We start from the raw sequence: 8,597 nt of genomic DNA, 5'->3' as shown, positions 1-8,597 counted from the left end.
AAGCTCCCCACGTGAGACAGGCTCTAAGCTGCACGTAGCGTGAGTCGTAGTGGACCCTCATTGACCGCTATTGACCAGGGTCAACAGCACGTGGACAGCGCGGCTGATGGATGGAAGTTTGCGTACTTGTACGATCAGTTGCGCACTTTCCGCTATAGGGTAAATATTTCTCTAGACAGAGTTGCGTCGAGGCTGCTTATTGTGGACCAGTCGACATTCTCTCTACTGTATCAATTTCGGCTTCGTCGAGGATACGCGCAAACTTACTGAGTACTGCAAGATTTTCGAGTGCCACACTAATTGGCCACTCATCCGAACTATGTGCAGCAGGGTTTCTAATGGCCCAGAAGCATGCAAATCCAAGCTGTCCCGCCCCTCTTTGAATGCTTTGAATAGTCGAATCTGCATGGTCACCTTTGATCCTTATTCGAGGATTTCCAGAGTCGGGAGGACTCTCCGAAAAGCATCGCCCAACCAGTTTGTCGTCGGAGATGTCGCGGCGGTCCACCTTATTTTGAAGATGAGCATTAATGGCCATTGCTGCACTGTGAACAGCGGCTTTATAGTGCTTCGATCTCCAAAACGTCTGCGCTGCATCCCATACCCAAGGGTGAAACTGGTCCGCTTTAATGCTCGGCGAGTCGGGTTTCAGGTGCTTTTCAATCTCGTGGAAGTCTTCCAAGGTTCCTATGCCTTGCATTGCTAAAGTCTTCAACTGCAAGAATTCGCGATGTACGAACGGTTCACTGGTGTATCCGCCTATTGCTGCATATATGTCAATTTCTTTAAGTATGCGAATGACCGTAGGTGCTTGGCGATGCAAGATGTCCGGACAGCTCCAGTCGAAATTTGATTCGGAGTTCGCATCATCGAACGATTGAGCAAATCGGACGAGTTTTTCTATTGCCCATTCAACATCCATGCGCGTGATGGTAGCCCTAGTTGCTAGGGCTTCGTGTCATCCCATCGACCTGGTCCCGCCCCAACCGCGCGGGTCAAGGGGGCTCATCCGTCCTCATCGGACACGTGCGCTGGGTCTGCCCCCTTGACGCGTGTGGTTGCCCTCGTGGAGGTCGATGGGATGACACGAAACCCGGTCCCCGCTGGCAAGTGAGCGATACGGCTTCGCTGCCATCCCTGAGACCTGCCGCGCGGCGAGCGCAGTCTTTGATCTTGTTTGCGGTCCCTGTGGGGTCGGTCGGCCGCTGTCGTGTCCGGCTGGGTTAGGCCCTGCCTCTCGTCGCCGGGCGCGGGTGGGTGGCCGCCAGGCCGGGCCCCGCCCGCTTGCCCGAGCGACACAGGGACGGGGCCGTGAAGACCCTGCCGGATGGGATCAGCAGAGTGCGGCCGAGCGGCCCCGCAGGGGCCGCCTTGATGAAGAAAAGAAACTCTGAACACACCAGCACACCAGGGCGGATGCCGACGTCGGATGCTTACTGGTCGAGACGACCGGACTTCACCGCGTGGATGAAGGTTCGGAACCCGGCGTCATCGAAGCTGAGTTCTCCTGCGTCTGGAGCTTTACTGTCACGTAGCCCAGCATTCTGCCGAGTTCGAGCTACCTCTACACACTCGTTGTTGCCACCACTGCGGCTGGACTTGCGCCATACGACGCCGGACAGGTCCATCGTGGCCACATCTCCCTACCTCAACCCAGGTCTGCGAGAACCGCAGAGATCAACTCGGCTGTCTCCGACGCGCTCAGAGCAGCCGATACGACTCCATCAAACACGCCTTGGAAGTCAGTCACGGCTGATGGGTCCTCGACCCACTCGCCTCCTGCTGGATGCTCCAAGTAGACGTTGGGCGGGTCTTCTGGGTCTGGGAACTCCAGGATCAGGAGTGAGCCGCTCATGGTGCCCGCGGGTCCGGCATCCATCGGCATGATCTGGATCGTGACATTGGGATATTCGCCCAGCTCCAGCAGGTGTTTGAGCTGTTCGCGCATCACATCGATGCCGCCATACCGTCGCCGGATCACTGCCTCGTCCATGACGGCGTGCAGTTGCAGCGGGTCCGGGCCTACCAGGAGCCGCTGTCGGCTCGTCCGTGCCGCAACCGACTTCTCGACGTTGCCAGGTAGGACGAACCTGTCTGCCTCGTGAACTACGCGGGAGTATGCCTCGGTCTGGAGTAGGCCAGGTATGAGCAACGGTTGCCATGCCTTGCTCACCGACGCCTCGGCTTCGAGTTTCACGTATCCCCGGAACTTGCGAGGCAGGGCGTTCAGGTACTCGGGCTGTTTCCCTGTTTCCCTTGCGTCTTCCCACATCTCCAGGGCCAGGCGGCGGGTGTCGTCGTCCACGCCGAGGAACGCCAGCAGGATTTCAAGATCGCTGTGCTTGATGCCGACCTTGCCGGTCTCGAACCTGCTGACCGTCGCGTCGGAGCAGTGCAAGCGCTCCATGACGGCCTCGACCGTCACCTTGCGGCTTTCACGCAACTCGCGGAGGAGCTGTCCGAGTCGACGCTTGCGCTTGGTTGGTCCGCTCTGCCTGGCTGCCACGTCTGAACCCTAGTAGCGGTGATCGTCTCCAGCATCCACACCTTCGGTGTATCGACAGAGTGTAATTACACTTTGTCGTCTCAGGGGTGTCAGCAGGGCAGTGCCCTTCGGGACACGACACGGACAGGTCGTGTGCAACGCGCGCCGCTGCCCTGCTGGCCCAGTGCAGACAGGGGCGTGCGCTCGGACGCCTCCGCCCGGCTAGGAGAGTCCCCGACGCTCTCCCCCGCCCCTGTCTGCCTCCATCGCAAAGGGGACGCGCATGACAGTTCAGGTCAAGATGACGCCCGGCCCGGCCGCCGTGGCCGAGGTGGCCAGCGATCCTGTGACCGGGACCTACGCGTTGAGACTGCGGCTGGACCCAGGAACTTTGGTGATCGCCGCACAGAAAGGGCCCGACGGTCCACGGGAACTCGCGGCGTTCCTGACGAGACTGGCCAAGGAAGCCGGACTGCTGGCCGTCGTGCTGGGTCCCACCGAGTCACGTCACGCGCTCACCGACGAGCGGAACAACGAGGCACAGACCGGTTTGGCGGACTGGTACGGCGAGTCCGGTGCTGGTCGCAGTATTCCCGAGGTACCCCGATGAGCAGCGAACGACCACGCCGCTCCGCTCACCGTGCCGACTACCACCGAGTGCTCGGAGTTCACCTGCGGGCGCTGCGAGAAGCACAAGGGATCACGGGTCTGGAAATGGCCGAGCGGTTCGGCATGTCCACCGCGTGGGTGTCCAAGATCGAGAATGGTCAACGCGGCCCCTCCCCTGCATCGCTGGGTCACTACTGCGACGCCTTGGAGATCGGGGTGGTCGACCTGCTGGCCCAGGTGGGCATCACGTACCGGCTGCACCGCAATCCGTTCAGCACTCAGGAGCCGTCCCAAACCACGCTGTGGCTGGATGGCCTTGCGCTGTACGCAGGATTTCCAAGTTTGCGGATGCTTGATGATCCGTCCGACCTGGCATTGCCGGGAGAGGTGGACGGCATCCCTGAGCAAAGCCTCGTCGTTCCGAACATCGAGGTTCTTCGGGTTCGAGAACAGGCAGCGGAGATCCTCGCGGCGGCAGGATTGGCCGCTCTGGAACTCGCCGCCGAGAGCCGTGCTGAACGATGGCGGCGAGCCGGTACCGGAGAGGGAAGCGACGCGAGCAAGGTGCGCGCCAACACCAGGTACGTCGAGTGGTCTCGGATCGCGGCGTCATGCTGGTGCTGATCATCCTGGCCGCCGTGGGCTGCTCCGTGGTGTGGACTTGGGTGGTCGGGGACATCTACGGCTGGTGGAGCTGAGGGCCTTGTTCGGTCGCGCGGCACGCCGAACTTGCCTCCCCTAGCCTTGCCAAGTGGCGACCACGGACACCAACGGCCGGTTCGACTCCACCTCGGCGGTGGCCGTTCTCGCGGCGGCGTGCGCTGCTGTTGACCGGGACTCCGACGGTGCCGAGCTTCTGCGGCTGGGTGAGAACGCGATCTTTCGTCTGCGCGATTCAGCCTGCGTCGTGCGGATCGGCAGGAACATGAGCCACTGGACGGACGCGGCAAAGGAAGTGGCGGTGTCCGCCTGGCTCGTGGCACACGACTTCCCTGCTGCTGAGGCCCTGGAGTTGCCTCAGCCGTTGGAGGTGGACGGCCATCCGGTGACCTTCTGGAAGCACATCCACGGGCGGAACGGCTCCCGACAAGATGTCGGCGTGCTGGCCGAACTGCTCCGGGAACTCCACTCACTCAAGGCACCCGAGGACTTCCGGCTCCCGGAGCGGGACGTCCTCGATCGTGTCCGCCCCCGGATCGAGTCGTCTCAGGTGTCGGCTGCTGACAAGCGCCTGCTGGTCGAGACGTGCGAGCGTCTGGAATCCGAACTGGCCGCGGTCGACTTCCCGCTTTCGCCTGCTCCGACACACGGTGACGCGCACGTGCAGAACCTGATGATCACGGATTCCGGGCCTGTCCTCATCGACTTCGAGCGCTTCTCGTGGGGCCAACCCGAGTGGGACTTGGCGACGACGGCCACGGAGTACCGGACGGCTGGTTGGTGGACAGACGCCGAGTACGCACGGTTCGTGGACGTCTACGGCTTCGACGTGACCGAGTGGAGCGGCTTCGGCGTGCTCCGGGCTGTGAACGAGATCAACATGACGACGTGGATCATGCAGAACGTCCGAGAGTCTGAGGAGATCGCGGCCGAGTACGAGACTCGGATGCGGACCATCCGGGCAGGTAAGCCCGTGTCGGCTTGGAAGCCGTTCTAGGCCACCCGCGACAACAGGACGGCTGAGCCGAGCGTTAGGCTCGGGTAGTGCTGCAAGATCCGTTCCGCCAGGTGTGCGGTCAATGGATTGCGAGCGTGCGCCCGGTTGACGCTGTCGTAAAAGTCCGTCAGGTATCGGGTGTACCTGCTCGACTGCAACGGGCCCGCCAAGTCCACGGCGTCCATCGCCAGTGCAACAGCCTCGTCCAGGTCGCCGTTCGTCAACGCTCCCGCCGCACTCACCATGCCGATGAACGCCCGTGTCCTCGGCGGCGTACCGGCCGCGCTGACGGCCCTGTCGGCGAACAGGCGGGTCTCGTCGGCTTTGCCGAGATCCCGGAAGCCGTGCGCGGCCTCGCCCGCCAACTCCTCAGCGTTGAAGTAGCGAATCCACTCCGGCTCGTCGTCCGGGCTGTGGCGGTCGAAGAGCTGTTCGGCCTGCGATAGCACGCGAGCGAACTCCTTGACGTGGCCTCCGCTCGCCAGTGCGCGGGCCTCCATCGCGAGGAACATCGACGTGACCGCGGGCGTCGCCTTGCCGAGCGTGGCGGACTGGGCGGCACGGGCGAACTGCACGGCATCGGCGTGCTTGCCGAGGTAGTTCGCCTGGTGGCTGAGGTTCGACAACAGTCGACCACCGATCACCGGGTCATTGGCCTCGCGCGCCAGCTTGAGACCCTGTACGAAGTACCGCTGTGCCGCGCCGTGTCGACCCGAGTCGTAGGCGCTCCAGCCGAGCAACTGCGCGACCTCGGCGGCGGCACTGAAAAGCTCGCGGCGCACGTGCTCGGGGTGCGACTGGCGCAGCAACGGAGCGATCTCGGACTTGAAGTAGAACAACAGCAGCTTGCGAACGTGGCCGCCGCCGTAGTGGAAATCAAGATCCATGAAGTGAGCCGCGGTTGCACGGATCGCGTGAGCGGCTGGGCCTCCGGACCGGATCAGCTCCGACTCGTCGGCGACGTGCAGCGTGTCGCTGAACAGATAGCCCGTGATGATTCCGGGCGTTGCTGAGGCCGACCAGGTGGAGTTGAGCAACGTCGGTTGATCTTCGAGGTCGGCACTGGTGAGCTTGCCCAGCAGGTCCACAGCGGCGCCGGAGTCTGCGGGGTACTCCGCGCCGCTCGCGGTCGAGTCGGCTCCGACCGCTTGGAGGCCGCCGCTGAAACCGATTTCCTCGGGCGTCACCGCGCGTCCCAGCTTCGAGCCCAGGGCAAGCGCTATGTAGTGCTGGGTAGCGGCCTGCGGGCTCGTTCCGTCCAGCCAGCGGCGCACGGACACGTGATCCGGCGCGATCTTCGCCCCGTCGCGGGCGGCCATCTCGCGCACTCTGGCGGCGAGGCCCTTATTGCTCACCTCGGCCTGCTGCATGACGGTGGCCAGCAGTCGGTTCGGTTCCTTGCCCGCGCTCATCCGGTCACCAGGTCGCAGCAGGTGCGCACTCCCCTAAGCACCCCGTGTACCCCCTCCGTGTCCACATGCACCCCTTCGAGCACACTGTTACACATCGGGTGACCTGGCGTTTGATGTTCACATGACACCAACACCGAACGAGTTGCAGAGAATCCGCCAGCGACTACGAGCCCTGCTCGCCGAGATCCGAGGACTCACGGACGCGATTGACCGCCTGGAGGCTCGGCAGCGGCTTCCAAGCGGTCGACCCGCCGCCCTAGCTCCTCCAGAGCGCGGAGCGACTGGTCAAGAAGAGCCTTGATCTCGTCCAGCGAGGCGGGTTCGTCAGCCTCGCTGTGGTCGCGAACGAAGATCCCCACGTTCGCGATTCGCTTGACCCATCCCCCATCGGACAGGACGCCCAGCGCCTTCTGCACGGTGGCTGTGGTGGTCTTGTACTCCTCGGCCAGAGCCCTCAAGGACGGCAGCCGATCGCCTGGCTGCAACTCGCCGCTCTCGATCTTCGCCGCGACCTGGTTCGCCAGGTGCTGGTACGGGTGCGTCTGCGGCGTCCCTGTGCTCATGGCTTGAACCTACCTAGCTCGACTTAGCTCGTGCTAGATCACCCGATCGGGGCACGTGAACCGAGCTAGCTCGTGTTACCTTTGAGCTAGTTCGAACTAGCTCGCACTAATACGGAGGACGACATGGCACTTCAGAACATCCCCGCGAACCTGGGCGGCTTCCGGCTCATGGTCACCGAAGCTCCCGCGGTGAAGATGCGGGAAGCCAAGGACGGCACGCTCACGCCCGTCGTGGACCGGGAGACGCAGGAAGAGCAGTACGTGGTCGTGCTGTTCGCCAAGCCGAAGCCCGTCGCGGGTCGCCGTGCTGGCAAGGGGGAGGAGATCCGGGTCAACCTGCCCGGCGCTCCGGCGGACGAGTTCGACGAAGGTGACTACGTCGAGCTGATCAACCTCGTGATCAACACCTACGAGATGCGTGGCGACGACGGGAAGATCAGCGCCTCGGGTATGTGGTTCAAGGCTGACGGTCTCAAGCCCGTCCTCAAGTCAGTGGCCTCCTCGGCCGCCTAGCTCGTTCCCGCTCGCGTGACATTCGTCCGCTGACCGTTCCTAAGCCGTTTTCTCGGGCTGCTTGTTCTTTGACAATTCCACAGTGGGTAGAGCCATGCCTAAATCCGGCACCTGTCGATGGTGCCGGGATATTCGGCGGCGTCAGGCACGTGCACAACGCTCCTGACGTCTGCCGTGCATTCCGAACGATTCGGAGGAACGCATGGACAAAAACAACTATCCGATCAGCCTCGCCGAGTCCGAGAGTGATCCCCGGTTCACGGCTGGGTTGATTTTCGAGGTGATCGACGTGTTGGAGCGGCACGGCTATCCGAGTCCGGTGGGTGCGGACTACGCGGAGGTGCACTGCGGGCTGTTCCGGCTGCTGTACCGGTCGGCTGGGTGATCGCCGTGGCCGAAGACCTGTTCGGCAACGACGTCCCCGACACCTCTGTACCGGCGGGCCAGCCTCGGCCGGTCACCAACGACATGTCCGCCGTAATGACAGTGCTCGGCCGCGCGGAAGACCTGTTCGGCTATGTGCTGGCCGGGGCGTCTCGTCAGGTGTTTCGCCGGTGTGGCGGGGACAGGATGCGGCCGATTCCGCGGTGGGAGGCCGCCGTGGTGCACCAGTTGATCGAGGTCGGTCAGCTCACCGTCGGTGGCACGCATTTCCTGCGCTGCGGGGCTGTCCGGGGTCATGCCAACTCGGTGCTGATGCCCAAGACCACTCGTCTCCAACTCGGCCGGTGGCGGGCACTGAAGAACCCACCCTCCTGGAACAAGGCGGGCTAGGAAACCGGCTCGAAAGGCTCATCAGTGGCAATCGCCCAGAACAAGGCAGCAGAGAAATACGGGCAGTTCGTCGCGGCGATCGATTTCGTGACGGACATGCTCGGACCGCTGGAAAAGTTGATCGAGAGGATGAAGGAGAACCGTGCTCCGGCCGGTGCGTGGCGGATCGCGTCGCCGGAAGACCTGAAAAAGATGCTCGCCAAGTCCCGCGCTGATCTGAGTGCGCTCAAGGACCAGGCGGTCAAGTACGAAACCGAACTGACCACTCGCGAATGGAAGGCGTGACCGCCGTGTCGCATCAGCTTGACGCTGCGTTGGACGACCTCGGCAAGGCCATGAAGGTGCTCCGCGACTCGACCCGGCAGATCCCGTTCCGGCGGGAGGGGTTCCGAGCGGTGCATCACGAGTTCGCCCGGTCCACCGCCGCGCTGCGGGTGGCCCTGTCCTACGCCCGGTCCCAGCTCGAAGAGCCCGCCGTGCGTCGTCGTCGCAACCGTCGCCGGTAGTCCCCGGCACCAACCAATCAGGCAGCGGCCGATCAGCACATGATCGGCCGCTGTCGTCGTCTCCAGGGAAGGAATCAC

General features: G+C 63.2%; 13 protein-coding genes. 8 read left to right on the top strand and 5 right to left on the bottom strand.

Annotated elements, in window-relative coordinates; all coding sequences use genetic code 11:
• Positions 1–196: 196 nt before the first annotated feature.
• The 3 genes from NZH93_RS46930 to NZH93_RS46920 form a co-directional block, all read right to left on the bottom strand.
• On the bottom strand, positions 197–922 hold the full coding sequence (locus tag NZH93_RS46930; protein ID WP_259629861.1) for a TIGR02391 family protein: 726 nt from the start codon (positions 920–922) through the stop codon (positions 197–199).
• A 511-nt stretch (positions 923–1,433) separates the two neighbouring features.
• On the bottom strand, positions 1,434–1,628 hold the full coding sequence (locus NZH93_RS46925) for a DUF397 domain-containing protein (RefSeq protein WP_259629865.1): 195 nt from the start codon (positions 1,626–1,628) through the stop codon (positions 1,434–1,436).
• 20 nt (positions 1,629–1,648) lie between these two features.
• On the bottom strand, positions 1,649–2,506 hold the full coding sequence (locus NZH93_RS46920; protein ID WP_259629860.1) for a helix-turn-helix domain-containing protein: 858 nt from the start codon (positions 2,504–2,506) through the stop codon (positions 1,649–1,651).
• 262 nt (positions 2,507–2,768) lie between these two features.
• On the opposite strand from NZH93_RS46920, the gene NZH93_RS46915 reads away from it, so the two are divergent.
• The 3 genes from NZH93_RS46915 to NZH93_RS46905 all read left to right on the top strand — a co-directional run bounded on the left by NZH93_RS46915 (position 2,769) and on the right by NZH93_RS46905 (position 4,751).
• On the top strand, positions 2,769–3,095 hold the full coding sequence (locus tag NZH93_RS46915; RefSeq protein WP_259629859.1) for a hypothetical protein: 327 nt from the start codon (positions 2,769–2,771) through the stop codon (positions 3,093–3,095).
• Positions 3,092–3,718, top strand: a complete 627-nt coding sequence (locus NZH93_RS46910) for a helix-turn-helix domain-containing protein (RefSeq protein WP_259629858.1) — start codon at positions 3,092–3,094, stop codon at positions 3,716–3,718. The genes NZH93_RS46915 and NZH93_RS46910 overlap by 4 nt, the downstream gene beginning before the upstream one ends.
• 127 nt (positions 3,719–3,845) lie before the next feature.
• Positions 3,846–4,751 (top strand): aminoglycoside phosphotransferase family protein, encoded by a 906-nt coding sequence (locus NZH93_RS46905; RefSeq protein ID WP_259629857.1) that lies wholly within the window; start codon positions 3,846–3,848, stop codon positions 4,749–4,751.
• Here NZH93_RS46905 and NZH93_RS46900 read toward each other — a convergent pair.
• A complete protein-coding gene (locus NZH93_RS46900; RefSeq protein WP_259629856.1) occupies positions 4,748–6,163 on the bottom strand; it encodes an NsdA family TPR-like regulatory protein in 1,416 nt (471 codons plus the stop codon). The genes NZH93_RS46905 and NZH93_RS46900 overlap by 4 nt on opposite strands.
• Positions 6,164–6,357: 194 nt before the next feature.
• Positions 6,358–6,726, bottom strand: a complete 369-nt coding sequence (locus NZH93_RS46895; protein ID WP_259629855.1) for a GntR family transcriptional regulator — start codon at positions 6,724–6,726, stop codon at positions 6,358–6,360.
• Positions 6,727–6,849: 123 nt separating this feature from the next.
• On the opposite strand from NZH93_RS46895, the gene NZH93_RS46890 reads away from it, so the two are divergent.
• The 5 genes from NZH93_RS46890 (at position 6,850) to NZH93_RS46870 (ending at position 8,519) form a co-directional block, all read left to right on the top strand.
• Entirely contained in the window at positions 6,850–7,239 is a 390-nt protein-coding gene (locus tag NZH93_RS46890; RefSeq protein ID WP_259629854.1) for a hypothetical protein, read from the top strand.
• A 202-nt stretch (positions 7,240–7,441) separates the two neighbouring features.
• Positions 7,442–7,624 (top strand): hypothetical protein, encoded by a 183-nt coding sequence (locus NZH93_RS46885; RefSeq protein ID WP_259629853.1) that lies wholly within the window; start codon positions 7,442–7,444, stop codon positions 7,622–7,624.
• A gap of 5 nt (positions 7,625–7,629) precedes the next feature.
• Positions 7,630–8,013: a hypothetical protein gene (locus tag NZH93_RS46880; protein WP_259629852.1), complete on the top strand. Its 384-nt coding sequence runs from the start codon at positions 7,630–7,632 to the stop codon at positions 8,011–8,013.
• A gap of 24 nt (positions 8,014–8,037) precedes the next feature.
• Positions 8,038–8,298: a hypothetical protein gene (locus tag NZH93_RS46875; protein ID WP_259629851.1), complete on the top strand. Its 261-nt coding sequence runs from the start codon at positions 8,038–8,040 to the stop codon at positions 8,296–8,298.
• Positions 8,299–8,303: 5 nt separating this feature from the next.
• Complete coding sequence (locus tag NZH93_RS46870; protein WP_259629850.1) at positions 8,304–8,519, top strand: hypothetical protein; 216 nt, start codon at positions 8,304–8,306, stop codon at positions 8,517–8,519.
• The last annotated feature ends 78 nt before the right edge of the window (positions 8,520–8,597 follow it).

Origin of the sequence: Umezawaea endophytica (assembly GCF_025061645.1) — a bacterium.
GTDB lineage: Bacteria > Actinomycetota > Actinomycetes > Mycobacteriales > Pseudonocardiaceae > Umezawaea > Umezawaea endophytica.
Note: the sequence above shows the minus strand (reverse complement) of the source record. Positions and strands in the feature narration are given on the sequence as shown.